A 23,905-nucleotide genomic window follows, 5' to 3' on the forward strand; every position below is an offset into this window, starting at 1 on the left:
GATCGATGATGTATGCAAAGTTTGTGTCCGACACAGAACCCATGTGGGAGCGAGCCTGCTCGCGATGGCAGCACCGCTATTCCAGCATCTTGCCAAGCAACCAACTCCCCGCCGGCCCCGGCGGGTGCAGCCGTGACCACAGCGCATCGACGCACACCGGTTTCGGCCAGCCGCGCACATTCAGCTCCACCAGCGAGCCGGCCCCGAACCGCCCCACCAACCACCGAGGCAACGGTGCCCAGCCGAACCCGCCCTGGGCCATTTCCAGCAGCATCAGGTAACTTGGTGCCGACCAGACGCGCCCCTTCGCCCGGCTTTCATACGGATTGACGATTGTCGCCAGACGCAGCTCACGGTGCTGTTGCAGCACGTCTTGATCGATTGCGTTCAGCTTCGCCAACGGGTGAGCGTGGGACACGAACAGGGCGATTTCCGTGCGCTCGTCCACCGTCGAACTGACCAGATCCGGTGGATAGCTGTCCTGCATCTCTGCGAAGGCGACATGCGCTCGACCGCGTTGCACCAGTGCCACCAGGTCATCGCATTCGGCGATCAGACATTCCAATTCCAGGTCTGGATAGCGCTGCTCAAAAGCACTGAGCGCCGCTTCAAAACGGTCGGACTGGTAAGTGTCGGAAATCGCCACGGTCAGCTTCGGCTCGACACCTTGGGACAGTTGGCTGGCGGTCATTTCCAGGCGGCTGGTGGCGGCCAGAATCTCCTCGGCCCGCTGCAACATGACGTGCCCGGCCGGGGTGAGGCTCGGCTTGCGACTGCTGCGGTCGAAGAGGACAAGGTTCAGGTCGATTTCCAGGCTGGCCACGGCGGCGCTGATGGTTGACTGGCTGCGACCGAGCTTGCGCGCCGCGGCGGAAAACGAACCTTGAGTCGCCGCCTGGACAAACGCCAGCAGCACTTCGTGGGAAGCCATGAACTATCGCCCTGATCGATGGTTATTGGTTATGAAGTATCGGTGTGATCACGGATCATGGCAACCATAGTCACTCAGGGAGTCTGGCCATGAACGCCAACAAATCCATCACTGAACGAATTTTCCAGGCCATCGGTTTCGAACTGCTGGCGATATTGATCTGTACCCCGCTGCTGGCCTGGATCATGGACAAACCCATGCTGGAAATGGGTGCGGTCACCATGGCCATTGCAGCCCTTGCGCTGGCCTGGAACGTGGTCTTCAACGGCCTGTTCGACCGGTTGCTCAAACGCTTTGCGATTGTGCGTAACGCTGGGGTGCGTGTGGTGCATGCGCTGTTGTTCGAAGGCGGTCTGGTCGCGTTCGGCGTGCCGTTGATTGCCTGGTGGCTGAAGGTCAGCCTGTGGCAGGCGTTCCTGCTGGACATCGGCGTGCTGTTGTTTTTCCTGCCCTACACCTACGTGTACCACTGGGGTTACGACGTGGTGCGTGAGCGGTTTTTGGTGCGCAGGGCTTGCGAGGTTTAAAAGCAAAGATCGCAGCCTTCGGCAGCTCCTACATTGATTGAGTACAACCATAATCACGGATGTACCCAATCGGCGTAGGAGCTGCCGAAGGCTGCGATCTTTCGATCTTAATAATCCTGCCGCTTGCGAAACGCCCAGCGCCCGGCAATCAGGGTAAACGTCGCGACCAGCGCCACCAGAATCCAGAACCCCTCCGGATCACCGGAAAGCGGCACGCCGCCGACGTTCATGCCGAAGAAGCCGGCAATGATGTTGATCGGCAGCGCCAGCACCGTGACCACGGTCAGGGTGAACAGCGTGCGGTTGCTCTGTTCGTTGAGGTTGGCGGCGATTTCTTCCTGCAACAGCTTGATCCGTTCACCGAGGGCCGTGAGGTCGTTGATGATCAGCGCAAACTCCTCGGTGGACTTGCGCAGCTCCTTGACGTCCTCCTTCTGCAACCATTGCGGTGGGCGATTGAGCAGGCGCAGCAACGAGCCCGGCTCCAGCGCCAGCAACCGTTGCAAGCGCACCAGCACCCGGCGGTTGGCGCCCAGTTCAGCGCGGTTGGTCGACAGGCGCGAAGACAACAACTCATCTTCGATCTGATCGACGCTGAGGCTGGTTTTGCGCACGATCTGCGTCAGCACTTCGCCCTGATCGCGCAGCAAATGCACCAGCAGCTCCAGCGGTGAGCGAAAGCATTCACCGGCCTTCACCGACGAACGCAGCTTGTCCACCGAGTGCAGCGGTTGCAGGCGTGCGCTGACGATCAGCCGACTGCGAGCGCAGACCCACAGCGTCGAGACATCCGAGGAAACCATGCTGCTGAGGTTGAACACCACGTCGTTGACCACCGCCAGCAACGCCGAATCGACATGCTCGATGCGCGTCGAGCGAGAACCTTCGTGCAGTGCTTCGAAAAATTCATCGGGCAATGCCAGATGACTTTTCATCCAGCGCTCGCAGGCGGCATGGGCCAGATTCAGGTGCAGCCAGAGGAATTCGTCGCTGTCCTCAGGTTGGTGCAGGCGGTGCAGAGCCTTGGCCGAGTCGATCTCCCGGCCGCGTTCACCAGGGCGAAAACTGAAACCGTAAAGCAGGCCGAACAGGTCGGAATCGCGATGGCGCTGGTCGATGCTGTGGTTCATGAGGTCTCGCTGCGAGGAAGCGCCTGTCGCGGGTTTCACAGGTTCACTTGAGCCTCATCATCGCAACGTACCTTGAAGGTTTTGTGACAGTTGGAGGGCGCCGCAAATCCGGCCTCCTACCGATGGTCGGAAGGGCTCAAGAAAGGCTCTGGCCCGCCGATGACGCTGATGTCGATTTTCCGATTCTGGTGGTGAACCAGCGTCGCTGACAGGGATGTCCAGACTTGCGCGCCACTTGGGCGTGCCTTATCCCTGTCATGAGATATCACTCGATGTTTTTGCAAAAATCCCTGAGAGCGCAAATCCTCGCCCTGTTGAGCGGCAGCCTGTTGGCGATGTTGCTGATCGCTTTGGCTTGCTTTCACTTCCTGTCCAATGGCGTTCAGAACTACGCGAACCTGATTGAAGGTCCGTTGCACACGTCGCAATTGATCGATGAAGCCAACCTGCAATTCAAGGTGCAGGTTCAGGAGTGGAAGAACGTTCTGCTGCGCGGCAAGGAACCTGCGAACCTGGACAAATACTGGAAGCAGTTCGAGAACGGTCAGCGCGACGTGCAGGGCATCCTGAGTGAGCTGGCCGGGCAGAAGGGCATCGAGCCGCAACTCAAGACCCGCATCGAACGCCTGCGTGAAGAGCATCGTGCATTAGGCGCGGCCTATCAGAAGGGCCGTGATGCCTACGTGGCGGCCGGTGCCGACCCAGTGGCCGGCGACAATGCGGTCAAAGGCGTGGACCGTGCCGCCAGCGAACAGATGAATGAACTGGTCAGCGAACTGCGCAAGCAGAGCATCGAGCAATCGAAGCTGATCAGTGCCAGCGCCGATCAGACGGTGTTGCTGGGGCTCGTGGTGATGCTGGTGTCGGGTCTGCTGATTGGCTTGTTGAGCCTGTGGCTGGTCAACCGCAACCTGGTGGAGCCGATCCGCAAACTGATCGACTACGTGGCGCAGCTCAGCCAAGGGCGCTTCGCCGAGCGCGTGGCCAGCACCCGTCAGGACGAGTTGGGCAACCTCGCCAAGGCCGCCAACACCTTGCGCGATTTCCTCGCCGAAACCTTCAGCCGTTTGCAGCGCAGTGCGACGGATCTGGACAGCGCCAGCGGCGAGTTGAACTCGATTGCCGGCCTCATGGCCAGCGGCACCAACGAGCAATTCAACCGCACCGATCAGGTGGCCACGGCGATGAACGAAATGTCCGCCACCGCGCAAGAAGTCGCGCGCCACGCAGCCGACGCGGCACGTGCGGCCGATGACGCCGACCAGTCCGCCCAGCAGGGCGAAAAAGTCATGCAGGGCACCATTCACACCATCACCCAAATGCGCGGCGAAATCGCCAACACCGCCACGGTCATCCGTCGTCTGGAAGCCGACAGCGGGCGCATCGGTAAAGTGCTTGAAGTGATTCGCGGCATCGCCGAACAGACCAACCTGCTGGCGCTCAACGCCGCAATCGAAGCGGCCCGTGCCGGTGAAGCCGGGCGTGGTTTTGCGGTGGTCGCCGATGAAGTACGCAGCCTGGCCCAGCGCACGGCGGCGTCGATCATCGAGATCAACCAGATCATTCAAACCGTGCAAACCGGCGCAGTGGACGCGGCCCAGGCTATCGAAAGCGGTCAGTCGCGCAGCGAAGAAAGCGTCGAGCAAGTGACCCAGGCCGGCGCCATGCTCGAGCGCATCACCCATGCCGTGGAGGCCATTCGCGACATGAACCGTCAGATCGCCACCGCCGCTGAAGAGCAGACTTCAGTGGCCGAAGACATTTCGCGCAACCTCACCGAAATCACCTGCATCGCCAGTACCAACCTGGACAACGTGCAGCGCACCGAAGCGGCCAGCCACAATCTGCATGGCTTGTCGGGGCAGTTGAATGAAGTGACGGCGCGGTTGAGCGCCTAGTGAAATGGGCTGTGTATCGGTTCGGTTACCGAGTCGGTACACAGTCACTCTCAAGTTCGTGCCGCGCCCGTCGATGACGGATTTGCTTAAGCCCGTGAGGGCAAGCTGAAGGTGAACGTCGTGCCCTGTTGCTCGGTCGATAGCACCTCCAGTTTCCCGTCATGGGACTGCGCAATCTGACTGGCAATGTACAACCCCAACCCGAGGCCGACCTGCGGTGATCCGCCGGCTGGTTTCGAGTAGGGCAGGAACAGATGCGGCAGCGCATCTTCGGCAATCAGCCCCTGGTTCTTCACGCTCAACACAAAGTGTCCATCTTCGACCTGCGCACTGACCTCGACCGGGTCATCGGGAGTTCCGTGGACAACGGCGTTCGCCACCAGATTGGATAGCAATTGCGCCACCCGTTCGCGATCGCAATGGATGTTGCTCAGGTCGCCAATCGACGATTGAATGATGCGTTTAGGGTGAATGCTCTGGATCTCGGAAATCACATGCCGCAATGCATCCGCCAGATCCGGGCATGGCTCGATATGTACGGGGATGCCTCGGCCCAGTGCCCCCCGGCAAAATCCAGCACATCGTCCACCAGTTTGATTGCCCGTCGGGCGCTGGTGAGGATGTGTCGGGCGCGCTGCTCATTCGCGGGGTCGGAAAGTTTACGCAGGAGCATTTCGGCACCGGCGCTGATGGCGAACAAGGGGTTTCGCAGGTCATGGCCGAGCACGGCGATGAATTGTTCGCGCAGTTCGGCGGTTTGGCGTTCCTTGATCAGCGCCGCTTCGGTCTGTTGCAGGGCTTCTTCGGCCTCGATCTGCAGCGCGAGCATCCGGGCGAACGATTCCATGGTGCTCTGGATCGTGCTGGACTTGAGCGGCGCCGGATTGGGATCAAGGGCACAAATGGTGCCGAAAAAGCGTCCGTCAGTGCGCAAAATCGGGACGGCAATGTAGCTTTCGAATTGATAGGTCTGAGGCGTGTGGTGATCGCGGTAGAGCGGATCTTCGCTGGCCTTGTCGATGATCACCGAGCGGTGGCACTGGCGCACTTCGTTGCACAGGGTGGACACCTGGTCCAGTTTGTCGCCCACCTTCAAACCTAAATCCAATCGATCAAGCACCGCGCAGGCAGACCAGGAGTCTTCGGTAACACGGGCCACCGCGGCGAACCGCAAACCGGTCAACTCACTGATCACCCGGAGAATCGCCGGCACCGCGCTGATTCGGCCAATTGTGGCGATGTCTGCTGCCGCTGTTTGCCCCATATCCTTGGTTCTCTGCTTCAACATGCCGAATGGTTTTGTGGGATTCTAGCGGGCTTGTGTGAATTGTCGCGACTTCGTTCGTCGCTTCAGCGAACGGCCTGGCGCCGGACGCAAAAAAGCCGCACGACCCTAAAGTCGTGCGGCTTTTTTTGCAGTTGAATCATTTGTCTTGTTTGTTGCTCAGAACCTTGCCGGTAGTGGCATCGAAGTCCACATCCCACTCGGTGCCGTCAGCCTTGCGCAGTTCAACTTCATATTCGTAACCGTTGAAGTGGTTATCCAGGTCGGTGTCGGTAATCGTGGCACCCGGGTGCAACTTCAAGGCAGCCTGGTTCAGTTCTTCCAGGGGTTTGATCTTGCCACTCTTGACCAACTCGGGGATCTGGTCGACACGAACGTCAGCCTGGGCCAGGCCAGCGGTGAGGGTCAGGGCAGCAGCGGTGAACAGGGCAGTTAAAGTTTTCATGAAGTTCTTTCCTTGGGTGAACTGTTTAAGTGGGATCAGGTTAGCTCGCGCAACTTAATTCACCCTTAAAAAACGTTTCGGGCTTCGATTGCGCCGTTTGTTCAATTCCGTCATCCCGACAATCTTTCATGCTGCGACCTCGATCAATGGAGGTGGTGATGAAATACATCTTTGCGCGGATCTATGCCCCAGCGTTCTGGGGCGGATTTATTGGGGCCAGCCTTTGGCTAACGGGAGTTGCCGGGTTAAGAGAGGGGTGGCTGTTGCCGCTGTTTCTCGCAGCCCTGGCCCTGTCGTTTCTGGCCGAATGGGCTTTACCCTATGAGGTGTGCTGGAATCGCTCGGTCGGTGATCGTGCTCGTGACATCGTTCACGGGTTGGTCAACGAGGCGTTGAATGCTCTCGGTTTGCTCGCGTTACCGGGCCTGGTGGCGCTGCTGTCGTTCGATGGGGCATGGCCAAGGGGGTGGCCGCTGTGGTTGCAACTGGCGCTGGCGATTTTCATCGCCGACGCCGGTCTCAGCCTGATGCACTACGCCAGCCACCGCGTGCAGTGGTTGTGGCGTCTGCATGCGGTGCATCACAGCGTTCAACGGCTATACGGCTTCAATGGCTTGATGAAACATCCGTTGCATCAACTGCTGGAAGCCTCTGCGGGGCTGTTGCCGTTGTTGCTGCTGGGCATCCCGCTGGACGTGGCGGCACTGCTGGCATTTGCCATCGCCATCCAGTTGCTGCTGCAACATTCCAATGTCGATATGCAGCTGGGGTACTTGCGCTGGATATTCGCCTGGGCGCCGGTGCATCGCTTTCATCACATGAAATATGGACGGGCCGGCGACGTGAATTTCGCCTTGTTCTTCAACCTGTGGGACTGGCTTCTGGGGACCGGGTTTTACACGGCGGATTATGAAATCCGTCAGGGCGACCTGGGCATCGGCAGCCGACCAGACTTCCCTCGGGACTACGTAGCGCAACTGCTGGACCCGTTCGGGCCGGTGTCGTTGAGCAAAGAACCCGCGGTACCTGAGCCGTTGCGGCGCTGAATCAAGCCAGTAGACGCAGATCGATGTGTTGCAACGCTTGGCGAGCGGTCACGCCGAAGAGCTTTTTCAGACTCCGGGAGAAGTGCGCAGAATCGGCAAACCCGGCCTCGTGCGCGGCGTCAGTCACGGCGCTGCCGGCCAGGATCAGCACCATCGACAGCCGCAGTCGCCGCCATAGCACCAGCCTGCGCACAGGCAGGCCGAGGTGGCTGGCGAACAGCCGTTGCAATTGACTTAAGGACAGGTGTGCTTCGGCAGCCAATGCACTTGCCGGCACCTTGGTCGTCAGCAACCCGTCGAGGGTGGACAAGGCGCGCTCGATCCGAGGATCGCCAAGGGATCGGCGTGGACAATGGCGAACGGCGTGGTCGAGGCCTTCAAGGGACAATGCGGCCTTGAAGACGACGTTGTTCAGCGCCTGGTTGTCGAACATGAGTGGCTCTGCATAGACCGTGAACACCGTATCCGGCGCCTCGACAATGGAGTGGCAGATTTGAGAGGGGATGAATAGGCGATGGGCCGTTTGGTTCACGCCGTCGAGATTGACGGTGACCGGTCGATCAGGGGCCAGGATCAGTTGATGGGCGTAATGGGCATGGGGCGCAGTGCGCCCCAGCTTTCCGTGGATCAGACCATAATCACGCCCTAACCACAGGTGGCCTGTCCACTCGGTATTTTGCGTCACTCAGTAACCGTTGTTCTGCAACAACTGCGCAACACTCGCCGCCGCCGGACGCTTATAGAACTTCAGCAGTTCGCTGGCGCGGTTGGTGAAGATGCCATCGACCCCGGCATCCGCCACTTTCTGATAATCCACCGCATCGTCGATGGTGTAGACGTGCACCAACAGGCCCTGATCGTGGGTGTACTGATTCATCCACGGTTTCACCAGATCCGAGTAGCTCTGATCGCCACCCTTGGTCAGTGCGGCCGAAGGGCCGGTACCGATAGCGCCTTGGGCCTTGGCGTACTCGACCCATTGCTGGAATTCGGCTTTGTCTTTTGGCTCCTGTTTGGCGTAGTAACTCGCTTTATCCTTGTCACCGGATTCGGCGAACGTCACTTTGGATTTCGGCTCGATGCTGCCTTCGCCCACCCACAACAGCAGGATTTTCGGCACTTGCGGCATTTCCTTCTCGAGCAGTTCGAGGCTGCTCTTCTCGAAGGTTTGCAGCACCACTTTGCCTTTGCCCTGGCCGACCGCCAGTTCGCTCTTCGCCAGTTTCGAACCGACCGGGCTCAGCCAGCCGCGATCCTGGAGTTTCTCCTTGAGGTCGCGCTCGATACCGGGAAACTGCTTGGGCTCTTTGGTTTCGATGTACAGGCCCGGCTTGTGCAGCGGGTTGCCCTGGGCGATGTCGATGATTTCATCCAGGGTCAGGATCTTCAGACCTGCGTAGCCCGGACGCGCGCGATCCGGGTAAGCGCGGTTGAACCAGCTGCCGGCATCCAGGGTTTTGAGTTCGGCAATAGTGAACTCGTTGGCCAGGCTGTCCTTGCGCTCAGGGAACTTGGTGGCGACATCCGTGGTGCGTTGCAGGTTGTTGTCGTGCAGGGCGAACAGCACGCCATCCTTGCTGCGTTGCAGGTCCAATTCCAGGTAATCGGCACCCAGATCACGGGCCAGTTTGTAGGCCGCAGCGGTGGATTCCGGTGCATCGAAAGACGCGCCGCGGTGGGCGATCACCGCCGGGTGCGGAATGCCCAGACGGGTCGCCAGTGCGGTGGGGCCTGGTTCGTTGGTGGCCTGTGCCTGGCCGAGGCCGAGCATCAGGCTCAGCAGCAAGGCGCTCTTGGTGAAGTTAACAGGCATGCTCGAAGTCCTTTTGCGATGGGTTTTCAAAGACGTATCTTTTAACAACTGAGCGCCGCTTGCGCTATCGCCAGACCGACATAAACGTGTTTAAAGGAGTTTTTTCAGCGCATTTGTGCGCTTCTTTGCAGTACTCTTGGCTCCGGCAATTTCCCCGGCAGAGGGAAACCCGTTCGCTTGCCCTGCGTGTAAACCATCGATCACCGGTCCTTTGCGACCTTTTGTGAGGTTTATCATGCGCATCACATCCCAGCTCATTTGCCAGGCCGCCGACCAACTCAAAGGCTTCGTCGGCCTCAATCGCAAGACCGGCCAGTACATCGTGCGCTTCAGCGAAGACTCGTTCGGCATGGACGTGGCTGATGACGGCATCATCCCCACCAGTGAATTCGTCTGGGCTCCTGGCCCCGAGCAGACCATGACGCTCAAGCGAGAACTGATCCAGTTGCTGCTGGACCAGAACATCGATGACCGGATCAACATCACCGAACCGTTGCGGGTGTATATGAATCGGCGGGAAGTGCCGCAGATTTCGGCGGTGAGGAGTTTGGTGCGGGGGTGAGTATTGCGATGACTTGGCTGGCCCTATCGCGAGCAGGCTCGCTCCCACATTGGTTTTGTGATCGACACCTAATCAATGTGGGAGCGAGCCTGCTCGCGATGGCGGCCTAAAGCACGCCGCAATTATTACTGCTCAAACAGATACGCCCGCTGGACATGATTTCTACCTCGCACAAGCCTCGATCAACGCGCGAACCAACGGCGGCAGATGGCCCTTGAGCGCGGCGCGTTCCGGTTGGAACAGCGTTGCGACAAAGAACGGGTGATCTTTTAGCTCCACCGCCCGCAGCCCTCCCGTTGAATCGTGGCCCACCGCGTGCAACTGTTGTTTCAGTAGCTCCCGTTCAAACTCGGGATTCACTCCATAGCGGCAGCGATATCCCTCGCGAATTTCAGCGTTTTCGTACGCCTTGGCGATCAACGAGCCTTCAACCAAATGAATGCTGTCGACGGCTTCCACCAGCGAACAGGTCAGCGGCGTGAGTAACGCCCGCGTCGCGTCAGGCGAGGTCTCGCCGTGTTCGGCATCGCTCCAGCCCAGAACGTTACGGGCGAATTCGAGTACTGCGTGCTGAAAACCGCCGCAAGTGCCGAGGAAAGGTCGCTGCTGCTCGCGGGCAAAACGGATCGCCCGCAATGCGCCGTCCATGTCGCGATAAGGGCTGGCGGGCACGCACCAGAAACCATCGAACTCCTCCAGTGGCGTATCGGCATCGATTTGGTCAGTGGCCAACCATTGAAACTGTATGTCTTGGCCTGAGTGTTCGGCGGCCATGCCGAGGGCGACGGGAATGGCTTGGTGGGCGGTGACCTGTGGGTCGTAATCGCCGATCAGGGCGATGCGGATGGCGCTGGTTTCCATGAGTGATCTCGACGCTTGTTGATTCCTGGCACCCACTATAAATTGGCGTTCACGCAATCAATATTGGCGTTATCCCAAGTGATCAATGCACCGACGCACTATCGATTGGACTACCCGGACCTGTCCCTGATCCTCGCCCTGGTGCGCGGCGGCTCTCTGGCCCGGGCGTCGGCGCTGTTGAAGGTCGACGTGTCGACGGTGTTTCGCGCCGTCCGCCGACTGGAAGCCGCGTTGGGTCAGCAACTGTTCGAGAAGAGCCGCGCCGGTTACCTGCCGACCACGCTGGCGCAGACCTTGGCCGAGCAGGCTGAACGCGCCGAACAAGCGCTGGAGGCGGCGCGCATTGGCGTGGAGCAGGGCGGTGAAGTCATCAGCGGCACTGTGCGCCTGACGTGCACCGATTCAGTCCTGCAAAGTTTGTTGTTGCCGGCGCTGGCGCGGTTCATGCCGTCCTATCCGGCGCTGACCATTGAACTCTGCACCTCCAACGACTTCGCCAATCTCAGCCGTCGCGACGCCGACATCGCCTTGCGCTTGACCCGCACACCGCCCGAACATTTGGTGGGGCGGCGGTTGGCGGATATTTCCTACCGGGTCTGTGCCAGCGAGGCCTATCTGCAATCAGTCGATTCCCACGACCTGGCTGCATTGACCTGGATCGCCCCGGACGACTTCTTGCCCGATCACCCCACCGTCGCATGGCGGCGTCAGCAGTTGCCTGGCGTGACGCCTGGTTATCGCTGTAACAGCATGTTGTCAGTGACCGAGTTAGTGCGGGTCGGGCTGGGTGTCGCGGCGTTGCCAGACTTCCTCATCGGTGACGGACTGCAACCGTTGACCGAGCCCTTGCACGGTTACGACACGGCCCTGTGGCTGCTGACTCGCCCAGACTGCCGCACATTGCGCTCGGTGGTGACGTTGTTCGATGAATTGGGGCGCGCACTGAAGTTGCCTTGAGTCGGATCACGCCTTCGGTGGCTCTTTGCCTACGAAGTGTTGATGCATTTCCGACGTCAGACTTTCGATACGCTCGGTCAGGGTTTTGGTGATTTCGGTAAGCCGGGTGTTTTGCTCCAGCAGTTCCAACAGTTGCGCGGTGTGTCGCGCGGCCTGGGCCTGACGATCGCTGTTGGCCACGGCCAAGGCTTCACGATGTCGCGCATCGGCGTCTGACTGGGCCTTGTCCCGCGCCGCCTGGCGCGTCTGGGCCAGCAGAATCAGCGGCGCGGCATAGGCCGCTTGCAGGCTGAACGCCAGGTTAAGCAGGATGAACGGGTACACATCGAAATCGGTCACGCCGGACAGGTTCAGACAAATCCAGACCACCACAATCAGGGTTTGGGCGCCGAGAAAAGTCGGCGTGCCGAAGAATCGCGCAAAGGCCTCGGCGCGCAGGGCAAAACGGTCGGTACCGAAAGTAGGTGCCAGATGAGCGTGAGGGCGATGGAAGCGCAGGTGATCGACGGGGCCAGTGGGTTCGGTTTCGATTTCGCGGGTCGGGGTGCTCATGGTGCTCTCTGCATGGCCGCTGGGACTGAGGCTCACTATAGACCCAGCGCCAGTTTCATTCTGAAACACATTTCGGTGTTTCTACTCAGAGCGACCTGTCAGCGATAACGCGGCGGACATTGTCATTTTTTGCAACCCGATTCAGAGCTGATAACAGGCCAGGAACATGTCTAGGGCCGACTCCACAACAGTGTGCTGCATCTCGGGCGACAAGCCTGGCTGGCCCATGGAGATCTGCGGCCAGAACGCAAAGGACTTGAGCAATCCCTGGACCTGTTGTGCGGCGAATTCGGGTGCGACCGGTTTCAATCGGCCATCGGCCTGAGCGGCGCGAATCCATACAGTCACTCCTTCTTCGCGTTCACCCATTCGGGCAACCATGTTCTGCGCGCGCTCGGGAGAATGGATGGTGGCGGCGATCGCCACTCGCGCCAGGTCGAGAAAATTGTCATCGGCCAGCATCTGCAATTTCGCCTGCAACATCCGACGCAGCTGGTCGCGCAGGGGCAGGTCAGGGCGGTAGGCGGTTTCCTGTTCGGCCGTTACCCGCGCCCACAGTTGATTGAGGATTTCGGCGAACAACTCTTCCTTGCTCGGGAAGTGGTTGTACACGGTGCGCTTCGACACGCCAGCGGTGGCGGCGATCTTGTCCATGCTGGTGATGTCGAAACCATTGGCACGGAATTCAGCAATCGCCGCCTGGATGATGGCTTCGCGTTTACGGTCGGTGAGGCGTTGTGGAGCTGTCATAAATACGCTTAGGCAGGAAGAAGTGGAGAACTACACTTGGCAGTTTACTTGTGAACGGCTTTGATGCAACCTTGAAACTACACTGTGCAGTGTAATGTTTCGTTAATCCTGCGCAGCGAAAAATAGAATCTCCGGCTGATGCGTGCATGCCTTGGCCATTTATCGTCCCAAGCGGAAAATCGTCAATCGTGCGGTTTTTCTGGAGTCATTCAGTCATGGCCACTTTAACTTCTCCAGCGGATAACGCCTCAACGCCTGAAGCTTCACGACAGGCGCAAGGGCAGTATCGAAATCATGTACCGGTGAAGCGCGAAGGCTTTCGCAAAACCTTGCGCATCCTGTGGAACATCATCTTCCACAAACCGCGCGACACCCGGCCGTCCGCCCCCGTCCCGGTGCAAACCTTGACCCAGGCTGCGTTGATCGCTGCGCCCAACCACAGCGTCTATCGCCTTGGTCATTCCACTGTACTGCTGAAACTGCGAGACAAATTCTGGATCACCGACCCGGTCTTCGCCGAGCGCGCCTCGCCAGTGCAATGGGCCGGCCCGAAGCGTTTCCATCAGCCCCCGATCAGCCTCGAAGACCTGCCACCGATTGAAGCGGTGATCCTGTCCCATGATCACTATGACCACCTTGATTATCAGGCCGTGCTCAAACTGGCGGACAAAACGCAATACTTCCTCACCCCGCTGGGTGTGGGCGACACCCTGATCAAATGGGGAATCGATGCCAGCAAAGTACGCCAACTGGATTGGTGGCAGAGCACCGAGGTCGATGGCCTTCAATTCGTCGCCACCCCTTCGCAGCACTTTTCCGGTCGTGGCCTGTTCGACGGTAACAGCACCCTTTGGGCGTCGTGGGTAATGATCGACGGCGACACGCGGATCTTCTTCAGTGGCGACAGCGGCTACTTCGACGGCTTCAAACGCATTGGCGAACAGTACGGCCCGTTCGAACTCACGCTCATGGAAACCGGCGCCTACAACGTCGAGTGGCCGCATGTTCACATGCAGCCCGAGCAAACCCTGCAAGCGCACATAGACCTTAAAGGGCGCTGGTTGCTACCAATCCACAACGGCACCTTCGACCTGTCGATGCACGCCTGGTACGAACCCTTCGACCGTATTTTGGCATTGGCCTGGGAGCGGAACGTATCAATCACCACGCCGCAGATGGGCGAAGCATTCAACGTGATGTATCCGCAACGGGGTAGTGCGTGGTGGTTTGGGTTGGAAGGTGAAAGCAATCAGGCGGCGCCTCAGAACGCTTGATGTTGTGCTGCCGGGCCGCTTGCCGTGGGAGCGGCCCCAATTCCGGTAAGTTATGCCGAATGCAATCTACAAAGAGGATGTGTGCGGCCCCATCTATCTGCGTTCGCCCAGGTTTGGATATTCCGAGATTTTTGCCACGGTCAAATCGCGAAATTTTCCGCTCAGTAATTCGTCCAGTTCTTCCTGAGACAGTCCGAGCCTTTGCGCGGCCTCAGTCTTGCTCAGCCGACCGTTTTGGAGGAGCAGGCCAATCTTCATAACGTGTCCGGCTTTGGCTCGCATCTCACCCGCCTCGGGATAGCCCGGCGCCTCATGAACGCAGCGGTTGTTTCCATCGATTTCATTCATTTGCTGACACCTCACTCAACCATTGCATAATCCGCCCGCCCCACCGGATCCGGTGTCGACCCTCTCACATTCATCCCTCTGCCCGGTGCAAATCCCGGGAAGAACACCAGGCCTTGCGACTCAAACCGATACGCCAACGCCAGCCGGGTGACATCGAGCACATCGCGTTCTGCCTCGAAGCGCTGAATGGCGTCAATGGAAACCCCGGATTCCTCGGACAACTCTTCAACACTCCAGCCCAGCATCGCTCGGGCCTGGGCACAGTGGGCGGGGGTGAACTGGAAGAGGGCGATACGTTCCAGGGTGATTTTCATCGCAAGAGTGGCCATGGTGTTCTCCGGGCTCGAGAGTGCTGATTCAAAATGTACTGTGTTTTTGTACAGTTGTTTTGATCCCGGATCAAACTCATTTTTTTGATCGATTCTATTTTTTGCTCCGGCAGGCGCTGGGGAGCGACTACGCTGTTTCTATGCGGGAACCTGAAAGCTCAAGGCTTTCAACTCCCGTGAGCAGCAATGATTGAACGTCAGCTTTCTGATCTTCAATACAGGGAAGGTGGCGTTTATGACGCAGTGCGCCACAGCGTTATGCAGGGAAGGGAATCATGAAAAGACTACGTCTGTTATGTGCCCTGATCGGTTTTACAAGCTTGCCCGTCGCGGCTGATATGGCATCGTTGAGCAAAGAGGCCTTTGTCGGCAACCTGATAAATCAAATGACCCTGGAGGAAAAAATCGGCCAACTGCGGCTGATCGCTATTGATGAAAAGATGACGCCCGAAAAAATACGCGAAGAGATCGTCGCCGGGCGAATCGGGGGTACGTATAACTCTGTGAGCCGTTACGTAAACCGACCCATGCAGGACGCGTCTCAACAAAGCCGCCTGAAAATCCCGATGTTTTTCGGCTGGGACGTGATACACGGCCATCGAACCATTTTTCCCATTGGCCTGGCGTTAGCCTCCAGCTGGGACATTGGCGCTATTGAGCTAAGTGGTCGGATAGCGGCAAAAGAAGCCAGCGCGGACGGTATCGACATGACCTTCGCCCCGATGATAGATATCGCCCGGGATCCTCGCTGGGGACGCACCTCCGAAGGCTTTGGCGAAGACACCTATCTGGTTTCGCGCATTGCCAAAGCGATGGTTCAGGCCTACCAGGGCGCAAGCCCGAATGCACCCGACAGCATCATGGCCAGCGCCAAACATTTTGCGTTGTATGGGGCTGTCGAGGGTGGGCGCGACTACAACAGCGTCGACATGGGCCTGGCCAGGATGTACCAGGATTACCTGCCACCTTATCGTTCGGCGATTGAAGGTGGTGCGGGGGCGATGATGGTGGCGCTTAACTCGATAAATGGCGTGCCAGCCGCTTCCAACGCCTGGTTGATGCAAGACCTGCTGCGCAAGGCATGGGGCTTCAAGGGTCTGGTCATCAGCGACCATAACGGGATAAACGATCTGGTTCAGCATGGCGTGGCGAAGAATCACCGAGAAGCGGCCAGGCTCGCGATCAAGGCCGGCGTTGATATGAGCATGAACGACTTCTCCTATGGTCCAGAGCTATCGGGGCTGCTTGAGTCGGGCGCTATTTCCCAGAGCAATATTGATAACGCGGTGCGGGAAGTGCTGGGGGCCAAGTACGACATGGGGCTGTTCGAAGACCCTTACCGGCGCATCGGCATTGCCAGTGAAGACCCCGCTGACAACAATGCCGAATACCGTCTGCACAGAGCCCAGGCCCGTGAGGTGGCACGCAAGACATTGGTGCTGCTGAAGAATGAAAACGGCCTCTTGCCGCTGAAAAAAGAGGGCGTGATCGCGCTCATAGGCCCATTGGCAAAAAGTACCGTCGATATCATGGGCAGTTGGTCCGCAAGCGGCGTGCCCGCGCAATCGGTGACGATCTACGAAGGCCTGAAAAACGCAATGACCCAGGGTTCGCTGATCTATGCCCGAGGCGCCAATCTCGAGGAGGATCAGGAAGTCGTTAAATACCTGGAATACCAGGGCGTGTCCAAAATCGAGAATGACACGCGTCCGGCAGCAGAAATGATTGATGAAGCGGTCAAGGCTGCACAGCAAGCCGATGTCGTGATCGCAGTGGTAGGCGAGCCCCGCAGCATGTCTCACGAAGCGGCCAGTCGAACCAGCCTCGACCTGCCTGGGCGCCAGAGTGAATTGATCACCGCCCTGAAAGCCACCGGCAAGCCGTTGGTACTGGTGTTGATGAACGGCCGGCCACTGTCCATCGGCAAGGAGCAGAAACAGGCTGATGCAATTCTGGAAACCTGGTACAGCGGCTCCGAGGGAGGCAACGCCGTTGCCGATGTGTTGTTCGGCGACTACAACCCGTCTGGCAAATTACCCATCACCTTTCCACGCTCCGTGGGGCAGATCCCCAATTACTACAGCCACTTGAACACCGGTCGCCCCTACATAGCGGGTGCGCTTCGCAACTACACGTCTCAATATTTCGATCAATCCCACGGTCCGCTTTACCCCTTCGGCTTTGGGCTGAGCTATACCGACTTCAGCCTGACCGACATGGCCCTGTCGTCGACCACCCTGAGCAAGACCGACAACCTCGTCGCCAGTGTCATGGTGAAGAACACCGGCCAGCGCGATGGTGAAACGGTGGTTCAGTTGTACATTCGCGATGTCGTTGGCTCTGTCAGCCGTCCGGTCAAAGAACTGAAGAACTTTCAAAAAATCATGCTCAAGGCCGGAGAAGAGAAAGCGGTCCACTTCAGCATTAATGAGAACGACTTGAAGTTCTTCAACTCCCAATTGGAATACGCCGCCGAGCCGGGTGAGTTCCGGGTGCAAATCGGTCTGGATTCCCAGGATGTGAAGGAGCAGAGCTTTGAGTTGCTGTCAGAACAAGGCAGTGGCTAAGGCCAGGAATTTTTAAAGACCAACACCACACCCGTGGCGAGGGGCTTGCCCCCGTTCGGCTGCGCAGCAGTCGCAAGCCCGGTGCATGCGGTGTGTGCCTGACAGAACGGGGTTGCAGGTTTCAGGTCTGCTTCGCAGCCCAACGTGGGCAAGCCCTCTCGCCACAGGTTCTGCACTTGGCAGGTGCTTTTTTTGGCCTCGCTATTTCGCCCCCTCCAACCAAACGGACGGTGCTTGCCCCAGCACGCGACGAAACATCGTCGAGAACGCCGCCGGGCTGTCATAGCCAAAATCCAGGGCAATCCGCGTCACCGGCGTGCCCACCGCCAGCCGCGCCAAAGCCAGCACTACGCAGGCCCGCTGCCGCCATTGGCTGAAACTCAGCCCGGTCTGTTGGCGGAACAACCGATTAAAAGTACGCAAACTGATATGCAACTGATCAGCCCAGTGTTGCGGCGATTGGTGAGCGTTCGGTTGCTGGAGAAACATCTGACACAACCCAAGCAGCCGCGCATCCACGGGCAGCGGAATGTGCAACGGCAAGTGAGCACTACGGGCCAACTCGTGCAGCAGCAAGTCGATCAGCGCACCGTCGCGCCCGGCCTCGTCGTACTCCAGCGCAACCTCCACCGCCTCCATCAGCAAATGCCGCATCAACGGCGAAACACTGATCACCTGACAGCGATTGCCCAAATCAACCGCCCCCGGTTCGATGTACAAGCTGCGAGTGCTCACCCCCAGCATCAACACCTCATGCGCCACCCCCGGCGGAATCCACACCGCCCGCTGCGGCGGCACCACCCAATTGCCGTCGTGCGTACTCACCTGCATCACCCCGGTGGCGCCGTACAACAACTGCGCCCGCCGATGGGTATGGCGCGGCAACCGATGACCGTCGGGGTAATCCGTGCCGAGGGCCACCACCGGCCGTGGCGTATGGTCCAGCAGATCAATCGAAACATTGCGCATCGAGCGGTACCCAGCGGTTGGCGTAAACGCAAACATTATTGGCTGACTTGCTGAAGCAGGCCAAGCCCCAATACCAGTAAGTTAAGAGCACTCCATGTGGGAGCGGGCTTGCTCGCGAAGATGGCGGCACAGCCAACATTAATGTCGCCTGACACACCGCTTTCGCGAGCAAGCCCGCTCCCACAATGGAGTGCTCTTACTTAACTTACCGGCGATAGGCCAAACCCCATCGCTCTATCGTCGATCACTCTCAACCAACGGACGATGCGCGATGTTCTTCTACCTCTTGCTGGCACTCTTCGGCTGCATGACCGGCGTCACCGCCGTGCTGTTCGGCTTCGGCGGCGGCTTCGTCGTCGTGCCCCTGCTGTACCGCATGCTCACGGCCAGCCACGGCGCCGACGACCCCATCAGCCAATCTGCGATGCACATCGCCGTAGCCACCTCGACCTGCGTGATGATCGTCAACGCCCTGATCGCTACCGGAAAACATCACCGCGCCGGTAATCTCATTCGCCATTACCTGTGGCCGTTGGGCGGGTTCATCGGTTTGGGCGCGATCATCGGCGCCGTTGCAGCGATGTGGGCGAGTGGCGAGTTGATTCGTTTTGCCTTCATCGCCTACCTCGGCGTGACGATGCTGGACTGCCTGTTCCGACGCGGTTTTCTCACACAGTCCGACGCCATAATCCCACGGCGATTGGGCAGGGCAGAAGTGTCGGGCGGCGGTGTAGGCATCGGCACCATCGCCACGTTTCTCGGCGTGGGCGGCAGCGTCATGACCGTGCCGTTGTTGCGGCGTTGTGGGCTGAGCATGTCTAAGGCGACGTCGATGGCCAATCCGTTGAGTCTGCCGGTTGCGCTGGCCGGGACGCTGACTTACATGGTGATGGCGGGGTTTACCGAGTTTGATTTGGGGCGGTGGTTTGTCGGTTATGTGGATGTGCTGGCGTTTGCGGTGTTGACTGCCGGTTCGGTGCTAGGCATTCGGCTGGCCACGCCGTGGATCGGGCGGATACCGGATCGGGTGCATGCGCTGGTTTATATTGGTTTGCTGGTTTTGGTGATGCTCAGTATGTGCGCCAAGTGAGGTTGGAATCAGTCGGCTTATTCGCAAGAATAGGCCTTCGCACTGTTCAAGATTTCACGCAGGAGAATGTCATGCCGATCCTCGAAAGTGACTGGAAGAAGTTCAAGGAACTGCGCAAGATTGCGCTCGATAGATTTTGCCAAGGTGTTCTTGCCGATGCCAAGACGATCGCCCAACACGGGGCGCTGTCAGCTCACGCTCGATACGGAATGCTCTATGGATTGATCCAGGATCGGAACAAGGACATGGCCCGAGCCTTTGACTACAACAGTCAATCTCGCTCCAGCGCGCTTACAGGTTTGAGCTTGATGGTCATGCATGACTTGCTGACCGAAGCAGAGTTATCAATTCTTAGTGAAGATGCGTTGAATTATATTGCCGGCGTTGTTCGCCAACCCTATGAGCTTGAATGGGTTGACGAGATCGTGAGACAGGACTGATCTTCAACTGCAAGCTGCCAGCACCTTCTTAAGCCGCGGATTCTCGGACGTTGATTCACCATAATTCGCGGCAATATTTCGTGAGCAGACGCTCACTTCTTTCAAGGATGATTTGATGTTCAAAGGATTGCGCTTCGCACCCTGCGCCACGTTATTACTCGCGTTCTGTTCGACAGCCGATGCCGAAGGCAACAATCGCGTCTTCACCGGCACGCTGGGCAAAATGCCGATCGTGCTGGAACTCAACACCAACCAGCCGGACGAAGTCACCGGCCGCTACTTCTATGAAAAGTACCATCGCGACCTCGAGCTGAGCGGCTCGCTGCAAGAAGAGACCCTGACGCTAACCGAAGGCAACAACCGTTACGGCGACGACAAACCCCTGCCAACCCTGAAGCTGCAAGAAACGGCCAACGGCTGGCAAGGCGAATGGAAAAGCCCCAAGGGCAAAGTCCTTCAAATGCAGTTGACCGAGGCCAAGCTCCCGGCACCGACGGCAGACACATTGCCCTTCATCGCCGCGCTGCCGAAAAGCGACCCCTACGAATATCTCCGCCTGCAAGGCTTGAAGCTCAAGCCGGGCAAGAAAGAGTCCTTCATGGGCTATGACCTGCAATGGTGGACGCAGCCCGAGTCCAGTCTCTCCATGTTCAGCGTCGAGTCCGGCTATCCGAAAGCCGATCAGCAGCGAATCAATCAGCAATTGTTGGGGCGGCTCTGGAGCGAAGTTATCAGCTACCACGGTTGTGTGCTGCAGGGGTCAGATAATGCCGAGTTCGATCAAGGTGTCAGTCCCCAATTCCTGTCGCCCGATGTGGTCAGCCTGAACATCTCCACCAGCTATTACTGCGGCGGCGCTCACCCGGATTTTGGCAATTCGCCGATCAACCTCGACGTTCACACCGGTCATAACCTGTCGCTGGAGGACGTATTGTGGGTTGGCAAAGGCAAGCCGCTGCTGCACGCCGATCGCGACGGCATGGGCGACACAGCCTTGACCGAGGAAGAGGACAACGCGCGATCCACCTATCAGCGCGAAGTATTCATACCGTGGGTGATCAAGCAATTCACCGCGCTGTACCCCAACGACATGCAGAAGCCGGTGGACGAGGACAGCTGCGACTACACCGACGAAAGCGTTTGGGGTTATTCCAACTGGTACTTCACTGCAAAAGGCCTGTACCTGGGACCGTACTTCGCCCGCGTGCAACGCAGTTGCGATGACCCGGGCTGGTCAGTGCTGCCGTACGCCGTGGTCAAACAACATCCTGGAGCGGTCAAACTTGAGCTGCCCCAGAACTAAGCCTTACCCCGACGCCAACCCCGGCGCTTCACGAATAATGAAGTGATCCAGGTTCTCAATATTGGCACTGAACACCCCGAACGTCTGTTCGGGGTTTTTCTTGCTCGGCACCTGCTTCAACTCCGGCGTCACGCCATAGAAGAAGCAATACAACTCGGCGTCACTGTCGACCGCGTGCTTGATCTCTTCCAGAAACGCCTTGCGCTTGCGGTAGTTGTCGATCAGCTTCTTGCTCAAATAAACATTCACCGAGTAAGGCTTCTTCTTCGCCTCGTCCGGTTGCTTGAACCAGACCTTCTGCTCGAAATCGATGCGAAAGCTCTGGGTGTAATCCTTGATCTCCTTGATCTTGCCCCAGTAAATCAGCCCCTTGTTGTCCTGCAGGTATTCGATCTTCTTGAAGAAAGACCCATAAGGCGTCGAGTGCTCGCCAATCTTCAGCGGCATGCGCTTGAGCAGCTCCTTGTCCTCGAAGTTCGACACAAAACACTCCACCGGATGGGCGAAGACACTGGTCTTGTCCGGCGCCGACTCCCGGCTCGGGTGCTCGACGTTACTGGCCGTTGAAGCTGGTTTTGGGTCATCCCGCATGACATCCGCCGCCACCGCCGGGCTCGCAGGCTTGCGCACATACTCACGCCGAGTCAGCAACAACTCCGACGGAAAATGCTCCTCGCGACTGTCATCCGATTCCGCACCATCCGCCTCCAGGCCCGACGCCGGCGTCTTCAGGCTGACATAAGGACAACCCTCGACATGCCGCGTGCTGGGGATGTTTTTGAAATGCGGCGTGCGCTCGTAATTCACATTCTTGGCGTTGAACGTCCCCAACACGTTGGCCGCATCGAACGCCAAACGGCAGGCATCATTGGGGCACTGGAAATGCTCCTTGGCGGAATCGAAATCCATCGTCTCGTCGAAATTCAAATCGCGCACGTCATAAATCGACAGCTTGTCGTCGAGGCTGAGGCAGTAGGCGAGGTCGAATTTCATGGTGGGCTCGGGTCCTTGAGTGGGGAAGGGTATTAATAGCGGGTAGCATGAGATGGCGCACCTGTTGATTCAAGCGGTGGGCCACGTTGATCGTTGGACAGGGCTTGAAACGCCATTTTTGACAGACGGTCAGCTCGATACCTTGCCTGTCGGAAATCTCAGGCTTCAGCTAGCTTGGCTAACTCTGTGGAGGTGCCATATGACTGAACGGGCAAGCCTTATCTGGATCTGCTGCCTCATGTCGAGACATCTCGGCGCGTAAACCTGGACGATTGAAGGGGAAGATTCGGATGTCTGCGGATTTTGACAAAACCCCTGACGACATCATTGATGGATTTGAGGGCTGCCGATGAGACGCTTGTTGTTGGAGCCTATGCGTTTCTTTGGTGGCTGTCCGATGATCCTGCCCTGGGCGCGGATGCTCGACAAGTGATAGGGGAGCCGCGTAATCAGGTCTTGGTAAGCGCCGCGTCGATTTGGGAAATATCGATCAAGCAGGCTAAGGGAATGCTGGAGGTATTGATGTTTCCAACACTATCCGACCCTTTCTGAGCCAAATGTTTCACATGATGGACTTCAAGAAACGGCAACCCGTCCACCTCCAACGATGCGTTCTGACCGCAATCTTCGCAGACGCCTTTAGCCAACAGTTAAGCCAGTATTTCGATGCCGTGTTTTTCCACGATGCTGAGCAGTTTAAGGGCCATCCCTCCAGGGCGCTTGTCGCCGGCTTCCCACTGCTTAACTGTCGATGCGCTTGTGTTCAGGTAGCGGGCAAAAACCGGCTGACTGACGTGACTACGCAGACGAATCTTCTTGATCTGAGCTGGCGGGATTTCAGCGGGCACATCAGCAATGCAGGTCTCGTCGAATTCCCGCATAGTGGCCTTGTCGATAGCGCCGATTTTCAGCAGTGCTTCAGCCGAGCTGTGAATCGACTCGAAAGCCTCACTTTTGAATTTTTTCGCCATTGCATATCTCCACAAATTCTTTTCCGTCCAATAGAAGCTGGACTTGCTCCTTGCTCAAACCTTTATAGGCATCAGCAAGCTTCTTAAACGCGGCCAATTCCTTTTTAGTGATGTTGTCCTGATCTTTCTTGGCAAACAGGAACTGATACACCCAATAGCCACGGCCTTTGGCAAGAATGATCGAGCGATGACGGTTTTCATTGAGGCGTTTTTTCCAAACTCCTCCGCCCAAATCATCGGCTTGTCCGTTCACGACTTCCTGCACCGCTTCACAGAGATCAGCATCTGTGATCGCTGCTTTCTTTGCTGCAACAGCAAAGGTCTTTGTTTTGAATACCCTCATTGGCATAAGCTTTTCCCTTTGATGCATAAACCTACCACTCAGTGGTATAGGTGTCAAAGGCGTGAGTCTCCCGAATAGCGCCGTTTATGTCAAAATCCCTGAATCAGCCGGAAACACCAGAATGAAGTCCTTGTACTCCGGCGGATATACCGGGTTCACGATGATGCTGTCAGCCGCTTTCGTCGGCGGGTAAACCCAGATATGCGGCGCTTGCGGGGCAGCCTCCAGCGCAGGAATGCCCAAGATGTCGGAACCATCTACGGCCGGGGTCCAGATCAGTTCAATGCCGTCAGCCAGGTCAGCCACCTGCTGGCTGTCACGCAATGTGAACTGCACGACATCATCCATTTCCCAATCGCGGTTTTTGCCGGTGTAGAAACCGTATCCCTTGAGGCTGCCGTCAGTTTGTTGCTCGACTCGCAGGCGAACGCGGGTACGGGCTTGTTTGAGCGCACGGAGTTGGACTTCTAAGCGAGCTGTCGCCCAGACTCGATTGTGTGACTTTCAAAACACCGTAAACC

General features: G+C 58.0%; 24 protein-coding genes and 3 pseudogenes. 10 read left to right on the plus strand and 17 right to left on the minus strand.

The window, feature by feature from the left end; all coding sequences use genetic code 11:
• Positions 1 to 76 precede the first annotated feature (76 nt).
• Positions 77 to 931: a LysR family transcriptional regulator gene (locus tag ACQKPC_RS15940; protein WP_427625484.1), complete on the minus strand. Its 855-nt coding sequence runs from the start codon at positions 929 to 931 to the stop codon at positions 77 to 79.
• 89 nt (positions 932 to 1,020) lie between these two features.
• On the opposite strand from ACQKPC_RS15940, the gene ACQKPC_RS15945 reads away from it, so the two are divergent.
• Positions 1,021 to 1,458, plus strand: coding sequence for a multidrug/biocide efflux PACE transporter (locus ACQKPC_RS15945; RefSeq protein WP_427625485.1), 438 nt, complete (start codon positions 1,021 to 1,023; stop codon positions 1,456 to 1,458).
• 107 nt (positions 1,459 to 1,565) lie between these two features.
• Here the strand turns inward: ACQKPC_RS15945 and ACQKPC_RS15950 are convergent, their stop codons facing one another.
• Positions 1,566 to 2,588: a transporter gene (locus tag ACQKPC_RS15950; protein ID WP_427625486.1), complete on the minus strand. Its 1,023-nt coding sequence runs from the start codon at positions 2,586 to 2,588 to the stop codon at positions 1,566 to 1,568.
• A 272-nt stretch (positions 2,589 to 2,860) separates the two neighbouring features.
• Here ACQKPC_RS15950 and ACQKPC_RS15955 point away from each other — a divergent pair, with 272 nt between their 5' ends.
• Positions 2,861 to 4,486 carry a methyl-accepting chemotaxis protein gene (locus ACQKPC_RS15955; protein ID WP_427625487.1) on the plus strand — a complete coding sequence of 542 codons (1,626 nt, stop codon included), beginning with the start codon at positions 2,861 to 2,863 and terminating at the stop codon, positions 4,484 to 4,486.
• Positions 4,487 to 4,572: 86 nt separating this feature from the next.
• Here ACQKPC_RS15955 and ACQKPC_RS15960 read toward each other — a convergent pair.
• Together ACQKPC_RS15960 and ACQKPC_RS15965 are read right to left on the minus strand one after the other, a co-directional pair.
• Positions 4,573 to 5,750, minus strand: a pseudogene (locus tag ACQKPC_RS15960) (GAF domain-containing sensor histidine kinase).
• A gap of 160 nt (positions 5,751 to 5,910) precedes the next feature.
• Positions 5,911 to 6,216, minus strand: a complete 306-nt coding sequence (locus ACQKPC_RS15965; protein ID WP_427625488.1) for a PepSY domain-containing protein — start codon at positions 6,214 to 6,216, stop codon at positions 5,911 to 5,913.
• Between the two features lie 158 nt (positions 6,217 to 6,374).
• On the opposite strand from ACQKPC_RS15965, the gene ACQKPC_RS15970 reads away from it, so the two are divergent.
• Positions 6,375 to 7,262 (plus strand): sterol desaturase family protein, encoded by an 888-nt coding sequence (locus tag ACQKPC_RS15970; RefSeq protein ID WP_401174247.1) that lies wholly within the window; start codon positions 6,375 to 6,377, stop codon positions 7,260 to 7,262.
• 1 nt (position 7,263) lies between these two features.
• Here the strand turns inward: ACQKPC_RS15970 and ACQKPC_RS15975 are convergent, their stop codons facing one another.
• Both ACQKPC_RS15975 and ACQKPC_RS15980 read right to left on the minus strand, forming a co-directional pair.
• The gene (locus ACQKPC_RS15975) at positions 7,264 to 7,947 is read right to left on the minus strand and encodes a helix-turn-helix domain-containing protein (RefSeq protein WP_427625489.1); all 684 of its coding nucleotides are present in this window, start codon (positions 7,945 to 7,947) and stop codon (positions 7,264 to 7,266) included.
• Positions 7,948 to 9,075, minus strand: coding sequence for a glycerophosphodiester phosphodiesterase (locus ACQKPC_RS15980; protein WP_427625490.1), 1,128 nt, complete (start codon positions 9,073 to 9,075; stop codon positions 7,948 to 7,950).
• Positions 9,076 to 9,310: 235 nt separating this feature from the next.
• Here ACQKPC_RS15980 and ACQKPC_RS15985 point away from each other — a divergent pair, with 235 nt between their 5' ends.
• Positions 9,311 to 9,637 carry a DUF2025 family protein gene (locus ACQKPC_RS15985; RefSeq protein ID WP_063342812.1) on the plus strand — a complete coding sequence of 109 codons (327 nt, stop codon included), beginning with the start codon at positions 9,311 to 9,313 and terminating at the stop codon, positions 9,635 to 9,637.
• Between the two features lie 162 nt (positions 9,638 to 9,799).
• Here the strand turns inward: ACQKPC_RS15985 and ACQKPC_RS15990 are convergent, their stop codons facing one another.
• Positions 9,800 to 10,498, minus strand: a complete 699-nt coding sequence (locus tag ACQKPC_RS15990; protein ID WP_427625491.1) for a CTP synthase C-terminal region-related (seleno)protein — start codon at positions 10,496 to 10,498, stop codon at positions 9,800 to 9,802.
• Between the two features lie 15 nt (positions 10,499 to 10,513).
• Between ACQKPC_RS15990 and ACQKPC_RS15995 the strand changes: the two genes are divergently transcribed.
• Positions 10,514 to 11,455 (plus strand): LysR family transcriptional regulator, encoded by a 942-nt coding sequence (locus tag ACQKPC_RS15995; protein WP_427625492.1) that lies wholly within the window; start codon positions 10,514 to 10,516, stop codon positions 11,453 to 11,455.
• Between the two features lie 6 nt (positions 11,456 to 11,461).
• Here ACQKPC_RS15995 and ACQKPC_RS16000 read toward each other — a convergent pair whose 3' ends face one another.
• Positions 11,462 to 12,007, minus strand: a complete 546-nt coding sequence (locus tag ACQKPC_RS16000; protein WP_008071886.1) for a DUF1003 domain-containing protein — start codon at positions 12,005 to 12,007, stop codon at positions 11,462 to 11,464.
• Between the two features lie 141 nt (positions 12,008 to 12,148).
• Positions 12,149 to 12,757 carry a TetR/AcrR family transcriptional regulator gene (locus tag ACQKPC_RS16005; RefSeq protein ID WP_427625493.1) on the minus strand — a complete coding sequence of 203 codons (609 nt, stop codon included), beginning with the start codon at positions 12,755 to 12,757 and terminating at the stop codon, positions 12,149 to 12,151.
• 215 nt (positions 12,758 to 12,972) lie between these two features.
• On the opposite strand from ACQKPC_RS16005, the gene ACQKPC_RS16010 reads away from it, so the two are divergent.
• Positions 12,973 to 14,031 carry an MBL fold metallo-hydrolase gene (locus ACQKPC_RS16010; protein WP_427625494.1) on the plus strand — a complete coding sequence of 353 codons (1,059 nt, stop codon included), beginning with the start codon at positions 12,973 to 12,975 and terminating at the stop codon, positions 14,029 to 14,031.
• A gap of 93 nt (positions 14,032 to 14,124) precedes the next feature.
• Here the strand turns inward: ACQKPC_RS16010 and ACQKPC_RS16015 are convergent, their stop codons facing one another.
• Together ACQKPC_RS16015 and ACQKPC_RS16020 are read right to left on the minus strand one after the other, a co-directional pair.
• Positions 14,125 to 14,379, minus strand: a complete 255-nt coding sequence (locus ACQKPC_RS16015) for an XRE family transcriptional regulator (protein ID WP_427625495.1) — start codon at positions 14,377 to 14,379, stop codon at positions 14,125 to 14,127.
• 11 nt (positions 14,380 to 14,390) lie between these two features.
• Positions 14,391 to 14,708 carry a helix-turn-helix domain-containing protein gene (locus ACQKPC_RS16020; RefSeq protein WP_008071877.1) on the minus strand — a complete coding sequence of 106 codons (318 nt, stop codon included), beginning with the start codon at positions 14,706 to 14,708 and terminating at the stop codon, positions 14,391 to 14,393.
• A 275-nt stretch (positions 14,709 to 14,983) separates the two neighbouring features.
• Here ACQKPC_RS16020 and bglX point away from each other — a divergent pair, with 275 nt between their 5' ends.
• Entirely contained in the window at positions 14,984 to 17,275 is a 2,292-nt protein-coding gene (gene bglX / locus ACQKPC_RS16025; protein WP_427625496.1) for a beta-glucosidase BglX, read from the plus strand.
• Between the two features lie 201 nt (positions 17,276 to 17,476).
• Here the strand turns inward: bglX and ACQKPC_RS16030 are convergent, their stop codons facing one another.
• A complete protein-coding gene (locus ACQKPC_RS16030) occupies positions 17,477 to 18,244 on the minus strand; it encodes an AraC family transcriptional regulator (protein ID WP_427625497.1) in 768 nt (255 codons plus the stop codon).
• A 271-nt stretch (positions 18,245 to 18,515) separates the two neighbouring features.
• Here ACQKPC_RS16030 and ACQKPC_RS16035 point away from each other — a divergent pair, with 271 nt between their 5' ends.
• The 3 genes from ACQKPC_RS16035 (at position 18,516) to ACQKPC_RS16045 (ending at position 21,077) form a co-directional block, all read left to right on the plus strand.
• Entirely contained in the window at positions 18,516 to 19,334 is an 819-nt protein-coding gene (locus ACQKPC_RS16035) for a sulfite exporter TauE/SafE family protein (RefSeq protein ID WP_427625498.1), read from the plus strand.
• A gap of 71 nt (positions 19,335 to 19,405) precedes the next feature.
• On the plus strand, positions 19,406 to 19,774 hold the full coding sequence (locus ACQKPC_RS16040) for a hypothetical protein (protein ID WP_427625499.1): 369 nt from the start codon (positions 19,406 to 19,408) through the stop codon (positions 19,772 to 19,774).
• A gap of 115 nt (positions 19,775 to 19,889) precedes the next feature.
• Positions 19,890 to 21,077, plus strand: coding sequence for a hypothetical protein (locus ACQKPC_RS16045; protein WP_427625500.1), 1,188 nt, complete (start codon positions 19,890 to 19,892; stop codon positions 21,075 to 21,077).
• A gap of 3 nt (positions 21,078 to 21,080) precedes the next feature.
• On the opposite strand, the gene ACQKPC_RS16050 is transcribed toward ACQKPC_RS16045, so the two are convergent.
• The 5 genes and pseudogenes from ACQKPC_RS16050 to ACQKPC_RS16070 form a co-directional block, all read right to left on the minus strand.
• Entirely contained in the window at positions 21,081 to 22,070 is a 990-nt protein-coding gene (locus ACQKPC_RS16050; protein WP_427625501.1) for a hypothetical protein, read from the minus strand.
• Positions 22,071 to 22,594: 524 nt separating this feature from the next.
• A pseudogene (locus ACQKPC_RS16055) lies at positions 22,595 to 22,714 on the minus strand (HNH endonuclease); the annotation flags it as partial.
• Between the two features lie 6 nt (positions 22,715 to 22,720).
• A complete protein-coding gene (locus ACQKPC_RS16060) occupies positions 22,721 to 23,041 on the minus strand; it encodes a helix-turn-helix domain-containing protein (RefSeq protein WP_427625502.1) in 321 nt (106 codons plus the stop codon).
• The gene (locus ACQKPC_RS16065) at positions 23,019 to 23,390 is read right to left on the minus strand and encodes a type II toxin-antitoxin system RelE/ParE family toxin (protein WP_427625503.1); all 372 of its coding nucleotides are present in this window, start codon (positions 23,388 to 23,390) and stop codon (positions 23,019 to 23,021) included. Before ACQKPC_RS16065 ends, ACQKPC_RS16060 begins: the two co-directional genes overlap by 23 nt.
• A gap of 84 nt (positions 23,391 to 23,474) precedes the next feature.
• Positions 23,475 to 23,895: pseudogene (locus ACQKPC_RS16070) on the minus strand (S-type pyocin domain-containing protein); the annotation flags it as partial.
• Positions 23,896 to 23,905 lie beyond the last annotated feature (10 nt).

Origin of the sequence: Pseudomonas sp. NPDC089918 (genome assembly GCF_050280605.1) — a bacterium.
Classification (GTDB): Bacteria; Pseudomonadota; Gammaproteobacteria; order Pseudomonadales; family Pseudomonadaceae; genus Aquipseudomonas.

Excerpts from the sequence above, each read along its gene's own strand:
- ACQKPC_RS15940 (WP_427625484.1), bottom strand. The coding sequence starts at position 931 with ATGGCTTCCCACGAAGTGCTGCTGGCGTTTGTCCAGGCGGCGACTCAA.
- ACQKPC_RS15945 (WP_427625485.1), top strand. The coding sequence starts at position 1,021 with ATGAACGCCAACAAATCCATCACTGAACGAATTTTCCAGGCCATCGGT.
- ACQKPC_RS15950 (WP_427625486.1), bottom strand. The coding sequence starts at position 2,588 with ATGAACCACAGCATCGACCAGCGCCATCGCGATTCCGACCTGTTCGGC.
- ACQKPC_RS15955 (WP_427625487.1), top strand. The coding sequence starts at position 2,861 with ATGTTTTTGCAAAAATCCCTGAGAGCGCAAATCCTCGCCCTGTTGAGC.
- ACQKPC_RS15965 (WP_427625488.1), bottom strand. The coding sequence starts at position 6,216 with ATGAAAACTTTAACTGCCCTGTTCACCGCTGCTGCCCTGACCCTCACC.
- ACQKPC_RS15970 (WP_401174247.1), top strand. The coding sequence starts at position 6,375 with ATGAAATACATCTTTGCGCGGATCTATGCCCCAGCGTTCTGGGGCGGA.
- ACQKPC_RS15980 (WP_427625490.1), bottom strand. The coding sequence starts at position 9,075 with ATGCCTGTTAACTTCACCAAGAGCGCCTTGCTGCTGAGCCTGATGCTC.
- ACQKPC_RS15985 (WP_063342812.1), top strand. The coding sequence starts at position 9,311 with ATGCGCATCACATCCCAGCTCATTTGCCAGGCCGCCGACCAACTCAAA.
- ACQKPC_RS15990 (WP_427625491.1), bottom strand. The coding sequence starts at position 10,498 with ATGGAAACCAGCGCCATCCGCATCGCCCTGATCGGCGATTACGACCCA.
- ACQKPC_RS16000 (WP_008071886.1), bottom strand. The coding sequence starts at position 12,007 with ATGAGCACCCCGACCCGCGAAATCGAAACCGAACCCACTGGCCCCGTC.
- ACQKPC_RS16005 (WP_427625493.1), bottom strand. The coding sequence starts at position 12,757 with ATGACAGCTCCACAACGCCTCACCGACCGTAAACGCGAAGCCATCATC.
- ACQKPC_RS16010 (WP_427625494.1), top strand. The coding sequence starts at position 12,973 with ATGGCCACTTTAACTTCTCCAGCGGATAACGCCTCAACGCCTGAAGCT.
- ACQKPC_RS16015 (WP_427625495.1), bottom strand. The coding sequence starts at position 14,379 with ATGAATGAAATCGATGGAAACAACCGCTGCGTTCATGAGGCGCCGGGC.
- ACQKPC_RS16020 (WP_008071877.1), bottom strand. The coding sequence starts at position 14,708 with ATGGCCACTCTTGCGATGAAAATCACCCTGGAACGTATCGCCCTCTTC.
- bglX (WP_427625496.1), top strand. The coding sequence starts at position 14,984 with ATGAAAAGACTACGTCTGTTATGTGCCCTGATCGGTTTTACAAGCTTG.
- ACQKPC_RS16030 (WP_427625497.1), bottom strand. The coding sequence starts at position 18,244 with ATGCGCAATGTTTCGATTGATCTGCTGGACCATACGCCACGGCCGGTG.
- ACQKPC_RS16035 (WP_427625498.1), top strand. The coding sequence starts at position 18,516 with ATGTTCTTCTACCTCTTGCTGGCACTCTTCGGCTGCATGACCGGCGTC.
- ACQKPC_RS16040 (WP_427625499.1), top strand. The coding sequence starts at position 19,406 with ATGCCGATCCTCGAAAGTGACTGGAAGAAGTTCAAGGAACTGCGCAAG.
- ACQKPC_RS16045 (WP_427625500.1), top strand. The coding sequence starts at position 19,890 with ATGTTCAAAGGATTGCGCTTCGCACCCTGCGCCACGTTATTACTCGCG.
- ACQKPC_RS16050 (WP_427625501.1), bottom strand. The coding sequence starts at position 22,070 with ATGAAATTCGACCTCGCCTACTGCCTCAGCCTCGACGACAAGCTGTCG.
- ACQKPC_RS16060 (WP_427625502.1), bottom strand. The coding sequence starts at position 23,041 with ATGGCGAAAAAATTCAAAAGTGAGGCTTTCGAGTCGATTCACAGCTCG.
- ACQKPC_RS16065 (WP_427625503.1), bottom strand. The coding sequence starts at position 23,390 with ATGCCAATGAGGGTATTCAAAACAAAGACCTTTGCTGTTGCAGCAAAG.